Below are 16,130 nucleotides of genomic sequence, written 5' to 3'. Positions count from 1 at the left end.
AGTCATAGCCGTGCTTTTCAGAGCGGAACGGGCGGCCCGCGTGCACCCAGACCGTGGAGTGGCCCCGCGGTGTACGCGGAGCGCCGTGCTGCGCACATCGGGCGCTGCGCCGGCATGGCCGCCAGCAGCGCCACGTACAGTGCCAGCGCCACAAGCATGCTGCCCAGCAGCGGGCAGTACGAGCAGGTGCCGTTGTCGGGGTGTTGGCCGTTGCCGTCCGGCAGCGCCGGATGACCGGAGTGGTGCGTGGCAGCTTCGTGGGTGATCGCCGCCGGGCGTTCCGGCATGGTTGTCGCCGCGTGGCCGGACATCGCCATGGCGTGCGGCATGCCGTAGCTGCCAGCGGTGAGCACGCCGAGCAGTCGGCCGGTGGTCGGCATCACCAGCAACAACAGCATCGCCACAAAAGCCAGCACTGCCGGCACGCGCTGCGGTTGCGCGTGCCGGCGGCGATCGCCGAGGGGCGTCAGCGCGAACCGATGCATGAGCCACCAGCGCTGCGCGCCAGCCCGACACCGCCGCCGCCCGCACTCATGGCGAACCGCGCCGCGATGGGAAAACGTGCGTGCATGCTTGCTCCGGGAAGGACAGCGGAAAGCTTAACAGCGTCGCCGTGAAGGAACACGTGGTGCGATGTCGCGGCGGAACCCGCCCATGGGATGCCTGAAGGTGGCAAAAGGTGCCTGCGCCGAACCTCACTCCTCGCCGGGGCGCTCGCGCACCGGGTGCTTGCCGAGCTTGCGCTGCAGCGTGCGGCGGTGCATGCCGAGCCGGCGCGCGGTCTCGGAAATGTTGCCGTCGCATTCGGTGAGCACGCGCTGGATGTGCTCCCACTCGAGCCGGCGCAGGGCCAGCGGTTGTTCGGGGGCGTCCGGCGGCTCGTTGTCTTCGGGCGCGGCGGCATCGCCGTCGAGCAGGGCGCGCACCACCGCGTCGGCGTCCACCGGCTTGGCGAGGTAATCGTGCGCACCTCGCTTGATCGCCTCCACCGCGGTGGCGATCGAGGCATAGCCGGTCAGCAGCAGCACGCGCAGGTCCGGCACCAGGGTATGCAGCTCGGGGATCAGTCGCAGGCCGTTCTCCTCGCCGAGTTTCAGGTCCAGCACGCAGTAGCGCGGGCGATGGCGGCGGGTCAGCGCGCGTGCCTCGTCGAAATTGCTGGCGGTGATGACCTCGAAGCCGCGCGAGCCGAGCGCGCGGGCCAGCACGCGCAGGAACGTGGCGTCGTCGTCGACCAGCAGCAAGGGGCGCACCGGATCGGCAAGGGGCGACTCGGTCATGGTTCGGTTTCCTTCACTCGGGCAGGCGTCCATTCTTGCCGGAAGCGGCGCCGGTTGCACGCCTGGCGCGTCAGCGCCCGGTATCGACCGGTTCGGCGATCACCGCCAGCGGCAGCCGCAGGCACATCTCGGCGCCCTGTTCGACGTTGCGCGCCACCAGTTCGCCGCTCAGGCGCTCGGCCGTGGCCTCGGCCAGCGCCAGGCCGATGCCGAGCCCGCTCTGCTTGCGCGAATAGCCGAGCCGGGTCAGTTCGTCGGCGGTGTCGAAACCCGGGCCGCGGTCGGACACGCTCAGCTCCAGCCAGCGGTCGTCGCGGGTGATGCGCAGCGACACGGCATTGGAGCCGTTGGCCGCCGAGGCGTCGGCGGCATTGTTGAGCAGGTTGATCAGCGCATGGCGCAGCCCGGCCGGCGTGCGCAGCACCAGCGCCGCCAGCGTCTCGTCGAGGCTCAGGGCAAGCTCCGCTTCGGGCCGCAACAGCTGGAAGCGCTCCAGGCAACCGTGGATGAACTTGTCCACGCGGATGCGCTCGGGGTCCTGCGACAGCTGCGCCTTGCCGAAGGCGATCATCTCGCGCAGGATCGTGCGGCAGCGATCCACCTGGTCCTCCAGCAGCGCCAGATCCTCGTCCAGCAGCGGGTTGCCGGCGTGTTCGCGGCGCAGCTCCGGCAGCAGCGTGCGCATGGTCGACAGCGGCGTGTTCAGCTCATGCGCGGCCCCGGCCGCCTGGGTGGCGATGGCCAGGATGCCCTCGCCGCGCAACGCGCGTTCGCGCACGCGCTGCACCTCTTTCTGCTGCTCGCGCAGCACCCGCGCCAGGCGGCTGATGAAGAAGCTGAGCAGCAGCGCCATGATGACGAAGTTCACGCCCATCCCCGCCACGTGCAGCGAGAACCGCCCGGGCGCGCTGCCATGCGGGGGCAACGGCAACGGAACATGCGCGTAGAGCAGGATCACGTAGGCCACGCCGGCCAGCGCCGACACCGCCAGCACCGAGCGCCCGGGCAACGCCGCCGCGGTGAGCGCGATCGGCACCAGCAGCAGGGTGATGAACGGGTTGCTGGCGCCGCCGGTGAAATACAGCAGGTAACCCAGCACCAGCGTGTCGAACGCGATGTGACAGACCGCTTCCCACTCGCGCAGCGGCCACGGTTGCGCCAGCCGCCAGGCGGCAAACACGGCGAACACCGCCAGCACGCCGATGCCCAGCAGCAGCGGCAGCAGCGGGATCTGCAGATCCATCCACCATGCGCACACCAGCACCGCGGTGCTCTGGCCGGCGATCGCGCACAGCCGCAGCCACGCCAGCGCGCGGGTCAGTGCGTGGGGTCCTACCTGTCGGATGACGATCTGCTGTGGCATGGCAGGCAATGTGTTGCGCGGTGTCGCGACCCGCCGGGTCGGCGGGTCGCCTGATCGCCGCCGGGCTTACTGCTCCGAACCGATCGTCGGCAGCGGCGCCGGGTTGTTGTGCGCGTGATGCTGTGCCGACAGCTTGCGCATCAGCGGCAGCACGGCCAGCGCGATCACGGTGCAGGCGATGCCGGCCCAGCCCAGCTTGCTGAACAGGCTGGTGTAGATCGGCATGGTCTGCAGCGGGTCGGTGATGTTCTCCGGAATGCTGGCGAAGTTGGCCACGATGCCGCCCAGGTACTGCGACACGCCCGAGGCGACGAAGTACGCGCCCATCATGAAGCCGCCCATGCGCTCGGGCACGTAGCGCGCGATCATCGCCAGGCCCAGGCCGCTGACCAGCAACTCGCCCAGCGACGAGGCGCCGTAGCCCCACACCATCACCCACGAGCTGGTCTTGCCATCCACCGCGAAGTGCGCGGCCCAACTGTAGATGAAGAAGCCCAGCGCCACCGCGGCGAAGCCGAGCGCGAACTTGGTGGCGATGGAGATGTCCTTGCCGCTGCGCCCGGCCGCGTTGTAGAGCAGCGCCAGGATCGGGCTCAGGATGAAGATCCAGATCGGGTTGAACGACTGGAACTGCGCCGGCGCCCAGTTCCACAGGTGGACGCCGAACACGTCGAAGCTCGGGTTCACGTTGCGCAGCGCGAACAGGTTCAGCGAGGTCGACATCTGCTGGTAGAAGATGAAGAAGAACACCGTCTGCACGGTGAGCACCAGCGCGGCGATCAGGCCGGCGCGCTCGGAGCGCTCGCTGGTGCCGATCAGCCAGGCGAAGATGCCCAGCACCACCGCGGCGGCCACATAGACGAAGATGCGCGCCACTTCTTCATGGGCCAGCACGTAGGCCGAGGCGAACACGGTCAGCACGCCGACGCCCAGCACGGCCAGCAGCTTGCCCACGTGCATCGGCTGTTCGTCCGGCGCCGAACCGACGTGGTTCAGCGTGTGGCGCATCACCAGGTAGTTGGCCAGGCCCACCAGCAGGCCGAACGAGCACACCGCGAACGCGGCATGCCAGCCCAGCTCGTTGCCGTAGTGCAGGTTCACGTAATCCTTGATCCACGGCGTGAGCAGCATCGAGAACGTCGAGCCGATGTTCACCGCCATGTAGTAGATGGTGAACGCGCTGTCGATCTTGGAGTCGTCGCCCTCGTAGATCTTGCGCACCAGGTTGCCGGCGTTCGGCTTGAACAGGCCGTTGCCGACCACGATCACGCCCAGCGAGCAATACAGGAACCAGACGCTTTCGGTCGGTACGGCCATCAGCCCGTAGCCGACCGCCAGGATGGTGGCGCCCAGCAGCATGGTGCGCCGCGTGCCGAGGATCTTGTCGCCCACCCAGCCGCCGATCGCCGGTGCCACGTAGATCAGCGCCGCCGCGGCGCTCCACACCAGGTTGGCCTGCTCATCGGGGAAGCCCAGGCGCTGGACCATGTAGTAGACGATGAGCGCCTGCATACCGTAGTAGCCGAAGCGCTCCCACATTTCGATCAGGAAGACGGTGCTGAAGGACTTCGTCTGCGAGACGGCTGGGTTCTGGGTGGCCATGTTTTCCCCGGGCATTGGTTCAAATCCTGGTGGCGTGCGCGCACGCACCGGTGCCGCTGGACCCTGAACGGATCACAACCGGGCAAGGGTAGCGCATCCCCCCAAAGGTCATAGCTGCACCGCCGCATGACAATTCGTGCGCTGCGTGCTTGCGCTGTGTGCGCCCGCTGGGGCGGAGGAACGGCTGTGGCATCATGGCGTGCCCGCGTTCCGCGGCGCGACAGGAGCCCGTTCGCCATGCCCCAGGCAAGCTTTCCCCGGACCGCGCGCGTCCGCGTTTCCTCCCGCACCGGCGCCGCGTCGCCGGTGTCGGCCTGAAGCGGAGGCGCAGCATGCCGGCCGAGGGTTTTCGGGGTCCGCGCCAGGTCTGGAACGCGTTTCGCTGGTCGATGAAGGGGCTGCGCGCCGCCTGGCGCCACGAGGCCTCGTTTCGGCTGGAGGCGATGCTGGCGGTGGTGCTGATTCCGCTCGGCCTGTGGCTGGGCGAGGGTGGCGTGGAAAAGCTCCTGCTTGTCCTCGCGCCGCTGCTGGTGCTGTCGGCGGAGCTGCTCAATTCGGCGATCGAGGCAGTGGTGGACAAGGTCAGCCCCGATTTCAACGAGCTGGCCGGCCGCGCCAAGGACATGGGTTCGGCGGCCGTGTTCGTGCTGCTGGTGCTGGTGGCGTTGAGCTGGGGCCTGATCCTGCTGCCGCGCTGGTTTTAGCTCCCGGTCGTGCTCATTGCGCCGGGACAGGCCGGATGCTGCAATGCAGATCCGTCCGCTCAGGAGCGATGCCATGAAAATCTTGCGTACCTTGATGATTCTGCTGCTGGTCGGCTTGATGTCCGGTTGCGGCTACAACGCCATGCAGCGTCAGGACGAGGCGGTCAAGGCAGCCTGGTCCGAAGTGCTGAACCAGTACCAGCGCCGCGCCGACCTGGTGCCGAACCTGGTCAACACGGTCAAGGGCTATGCCCAGCACGAGGAGAAGGTCTTCGTGGAGGTGACCAACGCGCGCGCCAAGGTGGGCAGCCTGCAGGTCAACGCCGACACCATCAACGATCCGCAGAAGCTGCAGCAGTTCCAGGCCGCACAAGGCGAGCTGGGCAGCGCGTTGTCGCGGCTGATGGTGGTCAGCGAAAACTATCCGCAGCTGAAGGCCGACGGCCTGTTCCAGAACCTGCAGGCGCAGCTGGAAGGCACCGAGAACCGCGTCACCGTGGCGCGCAACCGCTACGTGCAGGCGGTGCAGCAGTACAACGCGATGATCCGCACCTTCCCCAACAACATGACCGCCAAGATGTTCGGCTACAAGGTCAAGCCGAACTTCAGCGTGGACAACGAGAAGGCCATCTCCACCGCGCCCAGGGTGGATTTCGGCACCAGTGCGCCAGCGCCCGCGACTTCGGCGCACTGAAGTGATCCGCCGCCTGCTGCCGCTGCTGGCGTTGCTGCTGTGCCTGCCGGCGGCGCTGCAGGCGGCGGTGCCGCAACTGGCGCGGCACGTCACCGATCTCACCGGCACGCTCAACGCGGCCCAGGTCGACCAGCTCGACGCGCAACTGGTGGCGCTGGAAAAGGCCAAGGGTGCGCAACTGGTGGTGCTGATGGTGGGCAGCACCGGCGAGCAGCCGATCGAGGAGTACTCGCTGGCGGTCGCCGAAGCCAACAAGATCGGCCGCAAGGGCACCGATGACGGCGTCCTGCTGCTCGTCGCCAAGAACGACCGGCGCGTGCGCATCGAGGTCGGTTATGGCCTGGAGGGCGCGATCCCCGACGCCGCCAACGCGCGCATCATCCGCGAGTACATCGCGCCGAAGTTCCGCACGGGCGACTATTTCGGCGGCATCCACGACGCCGTCGGCGCGCTGACCCAGCTGATCGACGGCGAGCCATTGCCGCCACCGGTGGAAGGGGCGCCGCGCGAGGATCGCGGCCTCGGGCTGCAAGGCATGTTGATGATCGCGTTGTTCGCCGCGATCTTCCTGCGCGGCGTGCTGGGCCGGGCGCATGCGCTGGTACGGGTGCCGCTGGGCGGCGCGCTGATTGGCGGCCTGTTGTGGCTGCTGGTTTCCGTCGGCGCCGGTGTGCTCGGCGCGGTGGTGGGCGGCATCGTGATGCTGCTGCCTTCCGGCGGCGGGCGCTCGATCGGCGGTGGCGGCTGGGGCGGTTTCGGTGGTTTCGGCGGCGGCGGATTTGGCGGCGGGGGTTTCGGCGGCGGCGGTTTCAGCGGAGGCGGCGGCAGCTTCGGCGGCGGCGGTGCCTCGGGGAGCTGGTGACATGACGCGCATGCAACGAGTGCTGGCAAACACGTTCGAGGGCTGGTTCCAGCTGCGGCGGCGTTTTCCCGCCAGCTTGCTGGACGAGATCACGGCTGCCATCGCCGCCGGCGAACGCGGTCACCACGGCGAAGTGCGCGTGGCCATCGAATCGCGACTCCACCCGCTGGCCGTACTGGGCGGACTTGACGCAGCCATCCGCGCGCGCCAGCTGTTCAGCCAGCTGCGCGTGTGGGACACCGAGCACAACAGCGGCGTGCTGCTGTACGTGCTGCTGGCCGAGCATCGCATCGAGATCGTTGTCGACCGCGGCATTGCCGCACGCGTGTCGCCGGCGGCATGGGCCGGCATCTGCACCACCATGCGCAGCCACTACGCAAACGGCGAATGGCGCGAAGGCAGCCTGGGCGGCATTGCCGCCACCCACGCCCTGCTGCTGCAGCACTTTCCCGCCCACGACAAGGCCAATCCCGACGAGCTGCCGGATCGGCCGGTGTTGCTGTGAACGCGCGCGGGCGTGTCCCGTGGCCAGACCGGCACTCGTAGATACCGTCTTGCCGTCCGTCAGGCAAGCGCGATGCTGGGGTCGAAATTCTTACCTGAGCGGATAACCCCCCAAGCGAGGTGGAGCAGCTTGCGCATGGCGGCACCCAGCGCCAGTTTGCGTGGCTTGCCGCGAGCGACCAGTCGATCGAACAAGGCGCGCACGGCGACGTTGTGGCGGATCGCCGTCATCGCCGGCATGTAGAGCTTGGCGCGCAACAAGGCGTGACCGAGCTTGGACAGGCGGCTTTGACCGATCCACTTGCCCGACTCGCGGATGGCGGGATTCATGCCGGCGAAGGCATCGAGCTTGCGCGGGTCGTCGAACCGGCGCAGGTCGCCCGCACAGCCCAACATGAAGGCCGCCGTCAGCTCGCCAATCCCCGGAATGGAGGTCAGCAGGCCGGCATCGCGGCGTAAGTCCGGATCCGAGTCGATGTGGTTGTCGATTTCCTTCTTCAGCTCTGCGATCTGGGCGTCCAATGTCTCCATCACGTCGGCGATGGAGCCGCGCACCGCCTGATCGCTGACGTCCAGTCGGTTGCGTTCCATCTGGCGCATGCCCTCCAGATCGTTCAGCCGGTGGATCAGGGCGCGCAGTTTGCGCTGGGCGGGCGTGGGCGGCACCCACGGCCGCAAGGTGGTGCCCACCTGCAACTGCGCCATCGCAAAGCGGGCGATCAGCTTGGCATCGGCATGATCGGTCTTGGTCCTCGACAACTCGCTCTTGGCATAGGCGGCGACCTGGGCCGGGTTGGCCACGTAAACGGTCACGCCGCGCTCGACCAGGAAAGTGGCCAATGCTTCGTGATACACGCCCGTCGCTTCCATGCACACCGCCGCTCCCGGCACGTGGCGATCCAGCCAGTCGCTCAGCAAGGTGAAGCCGGCGGGCGTGTTCGGCAACTTCGCTTTGGTGCGGTACTTGCCCTTCGGTTCCAGCGGCGCGGCCACGTCAAAGGTTGCCTTGGCCACGTCGATGCCAACCATGGATTCTGTCATCAGCCAATCCTCGTTCGGTTCAGGTGTCCGACCATCGAAGATCCGCCAAGCCGATCCTTACACGTGCAGGCTCACGCCAGGGGCGGGCCTAAGATACCGTTGCAGCTTGCGGCAGATAAAACGGAACGGGGGCGCGAATCTACGGCGCAGGCGCGAAGCCAGAGGAGCCCGACGGCGTCTCCCCGTTCCCACCGATGATCAGTCGGCGATTCTCCCCCAACCTCCGAGGAGAATCGACACATAAGGAGCCCGCTCGCGGGCGACGTTTTTGCAGATCCCTGGTCCGAGACAAGAGCATCGCCCGCGAGCGGGCTGCGTGCCTGCGCCCGCGGCATCTTTCCGAATCCTTGCGTGACGCTACACTTGGCCTTTGCCCGATCGGCCCCTTCCGCATGTCGCAGCCTTTTGTCGCCCAATTCGATCCGGTCGCCTTCCATGTCGGCCCGGTGCAGGTGCACTGGTACGGCCTGATGTATCTGCTGGGCTTCCTCTTCGTCGCCGTGCTGGGCGAATACCGGCGCCGCCGCGGACGCCTGCCGGTGAGCCGCGACGCGCTGGGCGACTTGCTGTTCTACGGCATGCTGGGCGTCATCGTGGGCGGGCGCATCTGGTACATGCTGTTCTATTACGAGGGCGGTATCGGCTGGATCTGGCGCGAGCCGCTGGTGCTTTTCAAGGTGTGGGATGGCGGCATGAGCTTCCACGGCGGTCTGCTCGGCGTGCTCGCCGCAGGCTGGTGGTGGTCGCGGCGCAACGCGCTGCACTTCTTCGACACGGTCGATTTCGTGGCTCCGCTGGTGCCGCTCGGACTGGGCCTGGGACGGCTCGGCAACTTCATCAACGGCGAACTGTGGGGCAAACCCGCGCACCATGCATGGGCGATGATTTTCCCCGGCGCACAGGCCGAGGACATCGCCTGGGCCACGGCGCACCCGGCCTGGCTGCCGCAGCTGCAGCAGTTCGGCGGGCTGACCCGACATCCCTCGCAGCTCTACGAACTGTGCCTGGAAGGCGTGGTGATGTTCGTGGTGCTGTGGCTGGTGTCGCTGAAACCGCGTCCGCGTTATCTGGTGTCGGGTTTGTTCGCGCTGCTGTATGGCGTGTTCCGCTTCGCGGTGGAGTTCGTGCGCGTGCCCGACGCGCAACTGGGCTATCTGTTCGGCACCGACTGGGTGACGATGGGACAGATGCAGTCGCTGCCGCTGATCGCGGTCGGGCTGATGCTGATCGCCATGTCCCGCCGCGCACCCACCTTGGCACTGGCGAATCCGGCGTAGGGCGGGCACTGCCCGCCAAGTTCCTGACGTACGTGCGGCGGGCATTGCCCGCCCTACAAACTGGCCGGCCCCTCGTAGGGCAGGCACCGCCCGCCGGCCGTTCCCGGCACGGCAATGGTGGCATCGCCCGAACTGCGGGCGACGTCAGAAGTTGCGGTCGCCGCCCAGGATGTCGCCCAGGCCGCCGAGGATCGAGCCCTCGCCGCGACGTTGCCCGCCGCCCTGCGGCGCGGCTGCCAGCATGCGACCGGCCAGTCGCGAGAACGGCAGTGATTGCAGCCACACCGTGCCCGGGCCGGTCAGCGTGGCCAGGAAAACGCCCTCGCCGCCGAACAGCATGCTCTTGATGCCGCCGACCGCTTTCACGTCCATGTCCACGGTGTCGTGGAAAGCCACCACGCAGCCGGTGTCCACGTCCAGCCGTTCGCCGGCGGCCAGCTCGCGTTTGATCATGGTGCCGCCGGCATGCACGAATACCCAGCCGTCGCCTTCGAGCTTCTGCATGATGAAGCCTTCGCCGCCGAACAGGCCGGTGAGGATCTTGCGCTGGAAGAAGATGCCCAGTTGCACGCCGCGCGCGCCGGCCAGGAACGCGTCCTTCTGGCAGATCAGCCGGCCGCCGTGGTCGGAGAGTTTCATCGCCAGCACGGTGCCGGGGTAGGGCGCGGCGAAGGCGACCCTGGCCTTGCCCTGGCCGCGGTGGGTGAACACCGTGGTGAACAGGCTCTCGCCGGTGATCACGCGCTTGCCGGCGGAGAGCAGCTTGTCCATCAGGCCGCCGCCGCTCTGGCCGCCGCTGGAGCCGTCGCCGAACACGGTATCCATCTGCACGCCGGCCTCCTTGTACATCAGCGCGCCGGCCTCGGCGATCGCGCTTTCGCCCGGATCGAGTTCGATCTCGACGAACTGCATGTCCGTGCCCACGATCGTGTAGTCGATCTCGTCGGCGCGTCCGCTGCCCAGCGTCGCCGGCACCGGCGGCGGACCCATCGCCGCGCCCAGTTCGGCCACGCTGCGGATCGCCTTCCACTCGGTGAAACCTTCGCGCCAGCAATAGCCGTCCGGCTGGCGCCGGGCCTGCGCCATCGCGGCGGCGTCATCCAGCGGGCCGACGCGTTCGGTATTCTTGCCGTAGCTGAAAAACCACGCTGCCATGACCGTCTCCGTGCGGAAAAGCCAGAGTCTAGCCGTGGCCCCTGCAGGAGTGCACCTTGTGCGCGATGCTCTTGTGCCGTGCCTCGAAGAGCATCGCGCACAGGGTGCGCTCCTGCCTATACTTGGCCGATGCATCCATACCTCGATCTGCTCCGCCACGTCCTCGACCACGGTACCCCCAAGGCCGACCGCACCGGCACCGGCACGCGCAGCGTGTTCGGCTGGCAGATGCGGTTCGACCTTGCGCAGGGTTTTCCGCTGGTCACCACCAAGAAGCTGCACATCAAGTCGATCGTGCACGAGCTGATCTGGTTCCTGCGCGGCGACACCAACATCGCCTACCTCAAGGAACACGGTGTGCGCATCTGGGACGAGTGGGCCGACGCCAACGGCGATCTCGGCCCGGTCTATGGTCAGCAGTGGCGCGCGTGGCCGACGATCGACGGCGGCACGATCGACCAGATTTCCTGGGTGGTGGACGAAATCAGGCGCAACCCCGATTCGCGGCGGTTGATCGTCAGTGCCTGGAACGTCGGCGAGTTGCCGAAGATGGCGTTGATGCCGTGCCACACGCTGTTCCAGTTCTACGTGGCCCCTTCGCCGGGCCCGGGACAGGCTGCCAGGCTCAGCTGCCAGCTCTACCAGCGTTCGGGCGACATCTTTCTCGGCGTGCCGTTCAACATCGCGAGTTACGCGTTGCTCACGCACATGATTGCGCAGGTCTGCGGCCTGGCCGTGGGCGATTTCGTGCATACCCTGGGTGACGCCCATTTGTACGACAACCATGTCGAGCAGGCACGCTTGCAGCTGAGTCGCGAGCCGCTGCCGCTGCCGCGGCTGGTGCTCAATCCCGAGGTGCGCTCGGTGTTCGATTTCCGTTGCGAGGACATCGCGATCGAAGGCTACCAATCGCACCCGGCGATCAAGGCCGCGGTGGCAGTCTGATTCCGTGCGCGGCGCGGCCTGCTAAGATTCCAGACATCCCGCGGCGCCCGAGTGGCCGCCTTTTCGATGATCACGATTGCAAGGATTTCCCATGGCCATCTCGCTCATTGCCGCACTCGATGAAAACTTCGCGATCGGCCGCAAGGGCCAACTGCCATGGCACCTGCCGGACGATCTGCGCTGGTTCAAGCAGCTGACCGTCGGCAAGAATGTGCTGATGGGCTACAACACCGCCGTCTCGATCGGCCGCGCGCTGCCGGACCGGGTCAACATGGTGCTCACCCGCCGCCATGAGGCGCCGTTTCCCGGCCAGATCACCGTGCGCTCGATCGAGGAGGCGCAGGCGCGTTGCAGCAACACCGGCCTGTTCGTGATCGGTGGCGGCATGGTGTTTGCCGAGGCGCTGCCCAACGCGCGGCGGATGTACCTGACCTGGGTCAGCGCAGCCATCGACGGCGCCGACACGTTCTTCCCCGGCGTGCACTTCAGCGATTGGACTGAAGTCTCGCGCGTGCATCACAAGGCCGATGCCGAGCACGCCTACGACTTCGACATGGTCGAGTACCTGCGCAACGCGTGATGCCCGCAACGGTCATGCACGTGATGGCTGGCGTCCTGCTGGACGACAATGGTTGCGTGCTGCTGGCGCAGCGCCCGGCAGGCAAGCATCTGGCGGGATTCTGGGAGTTCCCCGGCGGCAAGCTCGAAGCCGGCGAGACACCGCTGGCGGCACTGGCGCGTGAACTGCTGGAAGAGCTGGGCATCCACGTGCGCGACGCCGAGCCCTTGGTCTGCTTGCCGTGGCGATACGAGGATCGGGAGCTGCTGCTCGATGCCTGGCGCGTCTCGTCGTGGCGCGGGGAACCCCGTTCGCTCGAAGCACAGCCGTTGCAGTGGATGCTGCCCGCAAGCGTCGACCCGATGATCCTCGCTCCCGCGGACCGGGTGATTCTGGCTGCGCTCGGGTAGGGCGGGCACCGCCCGCCGCTTTTCTGCACAGCAGCCAGCGGGCGGTGTCCGCCCTACTCGCCGAAGTTGCGCCCTCCCGAGTGGCGCGGTTCGACGCAACCCCAGTCTGGGGGATAGATACCTTCTCGAACCGCGCGGTGAAAACTGGAGTATGGCCAATCTTTCACCTGCGCCACGAGCCCATGTTTGGCCGGGTTGTAGTGTGTGTAATCCATATGGGCGTGGTAATCGCGGATATTGCGAATCCTGTGCTCCCAGAACCGGGGTTGCCACAAGCCGCTGTCGCGACGTGGACCGGTTGCGTGCGGCAGATCCGAGTGTCTGGAGAAGCTCGCCTTGATGAGGCCCCAGCGAGTGGAAAAATCCTGGTCGCCAGCCGGTAACGTCCAGATGGCATGCATATGGTCGGGCAGGATCACCCAGGCATCGATGTGGAACGGCATCCGTCGAAGTACCGCGGCTACGCTTTGGCGCAAGATGGACGCCGAGTGTTCATTCGCCAGAAAACGGCGTCGCTGCGCAGTGACCACGGTGAAGAACCAGGTGGCGCCGTTGACCCGGGCTCGTCGATAGTTCGGCATGTACATGAGGCTAACCGGCCGGCGTGTGGGGGCAACGTCGGCGCGCGACCATGGATGTTGTCGGGGGTTGCGGCCAAGGTTGGCGGGCGGTGCCCGCCCTACACGGCGATCCTGTAGGGCGGGCACCGCCCGCCGCTCCTTCGCACGAGGTCGGTGGGCGTTGCCCGCCCTACGCGGTGGCCAGTGCCAGGTACCGCTGGTGCAGTTCGGCCACGGGCTGATCCAGCGCGCTTTCGTCGCCGCTGTTGTCGATCACGTCGTCCGCGAGGGCGAGGCGCTCGGCGCGAGTGGCTTGCTGCTCGATCATGCGCCGGGCCAGGGCCTCGTCGACGCCGTCGCGGGCGATCAGGCGAGCCAGTTGCACCGACTCGGGGACGTCGACCACCAGTACGCGGTCGACCCAGCGGTACTGCGCGATGTTCTCCGCCAGCAGCGGGATCGCCAGCAGGCAATACGGCGCGCTCCCGCTCTGCGCGCGTTCGCGCAACCAGGCACGCACGCGCGGGTGGATGATGGCTTCCAGCCTGCGCCGCGCGGCGGGATCGGCGAAGACGCGCCGGCGCATCGAGGGACGATCCAGCTCGCCGCGGTCGTCCAGCACGTCTGCCCCGAATGTGGCAACCACCTCGGCAAGGCCTTCGCTGCCGGGTGCGATCACCTCGCGGGCAGCCACGTCGGCGTCATGCACCGGCACGCCGAGCGCCTCGAAGCGCCGCGTCACCGCGCTCTTGCCGGCGGCCACGCCGCCGGTCAACGCCACCACGAGGCGCGGCCCGCCGCTCATCGCAGGCCGGTGAAGTGCATGTAGCCCTGCAGCAACTGGGGACCGGCCATGAACCACACCCAGCCGGCGGCGGCCAGGAACGGTCCGAACGGCATCGGGATCTCGCGCCCGTGCCTGCGCAACGCGATCAGGCTGCCGCCCACCAGGGCGCCGATCAGCGACGACAGCAGGATCACCGGCAGCAGGGCCACCGGCCCCATCCACGCGCCCAGCGCCGCCAGCAACTTGAAGTCGCCGTGGCCCATGCCCTCCTTGCTGGTGAGCAGCTTGAACGCCCAGTAGACGCTCCACAGGCTCAGGTAGCCGATCGCCGCACCGATGATCGCCGAAGGCGCGCTGGCGAACAGCGGGATCAGCGACAGCACCATGCCCAGCCACAGCAGCGGCAGGGTCAACTGGTCCGGCAGCAACTGCGTGCGGAAGTCGATGCCGGCCGCGGCGATCAACACCCAGGTGAACACCAATCCTGCCAGCGCGGTCCAGGACGGTCCGAATTTCCAGACCACCAGCGCGCTCAGCACGCCGCTGAACAGTTCCACCAGCGGATACTGGATCGAGATCTTCGCCTTGCAATAGCGGCAGCGTCCGCGCAGCAGCAGCCAGCCGAACAGCGGAATGTTGTCGGCCGCCGACAACGGATGCTTGCAATGCGGGCAGTGCGAAGGCTCGCGCACGATACCCGGCGGCAGCGGCGCGTCATCCGCCGGCAACTCCAGCACCTCGCGCGCCTCCCGGCGCCAGCTTGCGGTCATGCGCTCGGGCAGGCGCAGGATCACCACGTTGAGGAAACTGCCCACCAGCAGGCCGAGCACGGCGGCGAGGGCGATCCAGACGGCGAGGGGTAGTTCGGGCATGCGTCGGCCTTGTGCGTTCATGGTCCCCGGGCGGGGCAGGGTTCAAGGGTACGGTGCCGGGGCGCCGCCCACAAACGAAAGCGGCGGGCAGTGCCCGCCCTACGAGATATCACGCCGTAGGGCGGGCACTGCCCGCCGCTTTTTGTTTCGAGCGCTCTAGAACGTGCCGGCCAGCTTGAAGATCGGCAGGTACAGCGCGATCACGATGCCGCCGACCAGGGTGCCCAGCACCACCATGATGAGGGGTTCGAGCAGGGTGGAGAGGGTGTCCACCGCGTTGCTGACCTCTTCCTCGTAGAACTCGGCGACCTTGAACAGCATGCTGTCCAGCGAGCCGGACTCCTCGCCGATGCCGGTCATCTGTACCACCATGTTGGGGAACAGGCCGGTCTGTTTCATGGCCAGCTGCAACTGGTGGCCGACCGAGATGTCGTCGCGCATCTGTCGCACGGCGTCGCCGTAGACGATGCTGCCGGTGGCACCGGCCACGGCATCCAGGGCTTCCACCAGCGGCACGCCGGCGCGGAAGGTGACGCCCAGCGTGCGGGCGAAGCGGGCGATCGCGGAGTTGCGCACGATGTCGCCCATCACGGGCATTTTCAGCGCAAGGCGATCCAGGAAGTGGGCGAACTTCGGCGAGCGCTTCTTGCCGATGACGATGGCGGCGATGCTGCCGACGATGATGCCCACCACGATGTACCAGTAGCCCTGCATGAACTCCGAGGCGTCGACCAGGAACTGGGTCGGCGCGGGCAACTGCGCACCCGCGTCCTGGAAGGTCTTGGCGAACACCGGCACCACGAACAGCAGCATGATCAGGATGACGATGAACACCACCGCCAGCACCATCATCGGGTAGAACAGCGCCTTCTTGATCTTCTTCTTGATCGCCTCGGTGCGTTCCTTGTAGGTGGCCACCGTGTCCAGCACGGTGTCCAGCACGCCCGAGGTTTCGCCGGCATGCACCAGGTTGCAGTACAGCTCGTCGAACTGCACCGGGTAGCGGCCCAGCGCCTCGTGCAGCGAGGCGCCGCCCTCGATGTTCTGCTTGACGTCGAGCAGCACGTTCTTGAAGCGGACGTTCTTCTGACCGTCGGCGATGATGTCGAAGGACTGCACCATCGGCACGCCGGAAGCCATCATGGTGGCGATCTGACGGCTGAAGATCGCCACGTCGCCCGGCTTGATCGTGCTGCCGGAGGCGCCGAACAGCGGCTTGGCCCGTTCGCGCACGGTTTGCGGGTTCATGCCCTGGCGGCGCAACTCGGCCTTGACCAGCGAGGCGTTCTTGGCGGGCATGTCGCCCTTCATGCGCTTGCCGCGCTTGTCCAGCGCCACCCATTCGTAAGTGGTCAGTTGACTGACCTCGGCCCGCTGGGCGCCGAGCGCACGCGTCTTGTCTGCCCTTGCTTTTGCGGTTGCGGTAGCCGTGGCCATGCGCATCTTCCCCCGATGGTTCGATCTCGAAGCCGGCGCGCGGGCCGGCTGGCAAGTCACTACTACAGCTTAGGTCAT

The 16,130-nt window shown here is 67.3% G+C and carries 18 protein-coding genes; 8 read left to right on the top strand and 10 right to left on the bottom strand.

The features are described 5' to 3' along the window. Positions 1-17: 17 nt before the first annotated feature. From ACVCL3_RS06390 to ACVCL3_RS06375, 4 genes are all read right to left on the bottom strand, one after another. Complete coding sequence (locus ACVCL3_RS06390) at positions 18-485, bottom strand: DUF2946 family protein (RefSeq protein ID WP_447100745.1); 468 nt, start codon at positions 483-485, stop codon at positions 18-20. Between the two features lie 210 nt (positions 486-695). Next, positions 696-1,280: a response regulator transcription factor gene (locus ACVCL3_RS06385; RefSeq protein WP_395117065.1), complete on the bottom strand. Its 585-nt coding sequence runs from the start codon at positions 1,278-1,280 to the stop codon at positions 696-698. Positions 1,281-1,350: 70 nt separating this feature from the next. Then, positions 1,351-2,643, bottom strand: a complete 1,293-nt coding sequence (locus tag ACVCL3_RS06380; RefSeq protein WP_395117067.1) for an ATP-binding protein — start codon at positions 2,641-2,643, stop codon at positions 1,351-1,353. Positions 2,644-2,709: 66 nt separating this feature from the next. Then, positions 2,710-4,245 carry a peptide MFS transporter gene (locus tag ACVCL3_RS06375; protein WP_395117069.1) on the bottom strand — a complete coding sequence of 512 codons (1,536 nt, stop codon included), beginning with the start codon at positions 4,243-4,245 and terminating at the stop codon, positions 2,710-2,712. A gap of 332 nt (positions 4,246-4,577) precedes the next feature. Between ACVCL3_RS06375 and ACVCL3_RS06370 the strand changes: the two genes are divergently transcribed. The 4 genes from ACVCL3_RS06370 to ACVCL3_RS06355 all read left to right on the top strand — a co-directional run bounded on the left by ACVCL3_RS06370 (position 4,578) and on the right by ACVCL3_RS06355 (position 7,010). Then, entirely contained in the window at positions 4,578-4,949 is a 372-nt protein-coding gene (locus ACVCL3_RS06370) for a diacylglycerol kinase (RefSeq protein WP_395117071.1), read from the top strand. Between the two features lie 73 nt (positions 4,950-5,022). Beyond that, positions 5,023-5,643: a LemA family protein gene (locus tag ACVCL3_RS06365; protein ID WP_447099404.1), complete on the top strand. Its 621-nt coding sequence runs from the start codon at positions 5,023-5,025 to the stop codon at positions 5,641-5,643. A 1-nt stretch (position 5,644) separates the two neighbouring features. Next, on the top strand, positions 5,645-6,505 hold the full coding sequence (locus tag ACVCL3_RS06360; RefSeq protein ID WP_447099403.1) for a TPM domain-containing protein: 861 nt from the start codon (positions 5,645-5,647) through the stop codon (positions 6,503-6,505). A gap of 1 nt (position 6,506) precedes the next feature. Beyond that, a complete protein-coding gene (locus tag ACVCL3_RS06355; RefSeq protein ID WP_447100744.1) occupies positions 6,507-7,010 on the top strand; it encodes a TPM domain-containing protein in 504 nt (167 codons plus the stop codon). A gap of 59 nt (positions 7,011-7,069) precedes the next feature. Here ACVCL3_RS06355 and ACVCL3_RS06350 read toward each other — a convergent pair whose 3' ends face one another. Further along, on the bottom strand, positions 7,070-8,050 hold the full coding sequence (locus ACVCL3_RS06350) for an IS110 family transposase (protein ID WP_447100164.1): 981 nt from the start codon (positions 8,048-8,050) through the stop codon (positions 7,070-7,072). 392 nt (positions 8,051-8,442) lie between these two features. On the opposite strand from ACVCL3_RS06350, the gene lgt reads away from it, so the two are divergent. Then, positions 8,443-9,327 carry a prolipoprotein diacylglyceryl transferase gene (gene lgt / locus ACVCL3_RS06345; RefSeq protein ID WP_447100743.1) on the top strand — a complete coding sequence of 295 codons (885 nt, stop codon included), beginning with the start codon at positions 8,443-8,445 and terminating at the stop codon, positions 9,325-9,327. Positions 9,328-9,471: 144 nt separating this feature from the next. Here lgt and ACVCL3_RS06340 read toward each other — a convergent pair whose 3' ends face one another. Beyond that, complete coding sequence (locus tag ACVCL3_RS06340; protein ID WP_395117079.1) at positions 9,472-10,482, bottom strand: TIGR00266 family protein; 1,011 nt, start codon at positions 10,480-10,482, stop codon at positions 9,472-9,474. A gap of 129 nt (positions 10,483-10,611) precedes the next feature. On the opposite strand from ACVCL3_RS06340, the gene ACVCL3_RS06335 reads away from it, so the two are divergent. The 3 genes from ACVCL3_RS06335 (at position 10,612) to ACVCL3_RS06325 (ending at position 12,396) form a co-directional block, all read left to right on the top strand. After that, positions 10,612-11,427: a thymidylate synthase gene (locus tag ACVCL3_RS06335; protein ID WP_447100742.1), complete on the top strand. Its 816-nt coding sequence runs from the start codon at positions 10,612-10,614 to the stop codon at positions 11,425-11,427. 91 nt (positions 11,428-11,518) lie between these two features. Next, positions 11,519-12,007, top strand: coding sequence for a dihydrofolate reductase (locus ACVCL3_RS06330; protein WP_447099399.1), 489 nt, complete (start codon positions 11,519-11,521; stop codon positions 12,005-12,007). Next, positions 12,007-12,396, top strand: coding sequence for an NUDIX domain-containing protein (locus tag ACVCL3_RS06325; RefSeq protein ID WP_447099398.1), 390 nt, complete (start codon positions 12,007-12,009; stop codon positions 12,394-12,396). The genes ACVCL3_RS06330 and ACVCL3_RS06325 overlap by 1 nt, the downstream gene beginning before the upstream one ends. A gap of 53 nt (positions 12,397-12,449) precedes the next feature. Here ACVCL3_RS06325 and ACVCL3_RS06320 read toward each other — a convergent pair whose 3' ends face one another. The 4 genes from ACVCL3_RS06320 to ACVCL3_RS06305 form a co-directional block, all read right to left on the bottom strand. Further along, positions 12,450-12,983 (bottom strand): REP-associated tyrosine transposase, encoded by a 534-nt coding sequence (locus ACVCL3_RS06320; protein ID WP_447099397.1) that lies wholly within the window; start codon positions 12,981-12,983, stop codon positions 12,450-12,452. A gap of 163 nt (positions 12,984-13,146) precedes the next feature. Further along, complete coding sequence (gene coaE / locus ACVCL3_RS06315; RefSeq protein WP_447099396.1) at positions 13,147-13,761, bottom strand: dephospho-CoA kinase; 615 nt, start codon at positions 13,759-13,761, stop codon at positions 13,147-13,149. Further along, on the bottom strand, positions 13,758-14,615 hold the full coding sequence (locus ACVCL3_RS06310) for a prepilin peptidase (RefSeq protein ID WP_447100741.1): 858 nt from the start codon (positions 14,613-14,615) through the stop codon (positions 13,758-13,760). The genes coaE and ACVCL3_RS06310 overlap by 4 nt, the downstream gene beginning before the upstream one ends. Before the next feature lie 156 nt (positions 14,616-14,771). Next, the gene (locus ACVCL3_RS06305; protein WP_395117093.1) at positions 14,772-16,052 is read right to left on the bottom strand and encodes a type II secretion system F family protein; all 1,281 of its coding nucleotides are present in this window, start codon (positions 16,050-16,052) and stop codon (positions 14,772-14,774) included. Between the last annotated feature and the right edge of the window lie 78 nt (positions 16,053-16,130).

It is taken from the genome of Rhodanobacter sp. UC4437_H4 (assembly GCF_052978425.1).
This window is presented reverse-complemented; position numbering and strand designations above follow the sequence as displayed.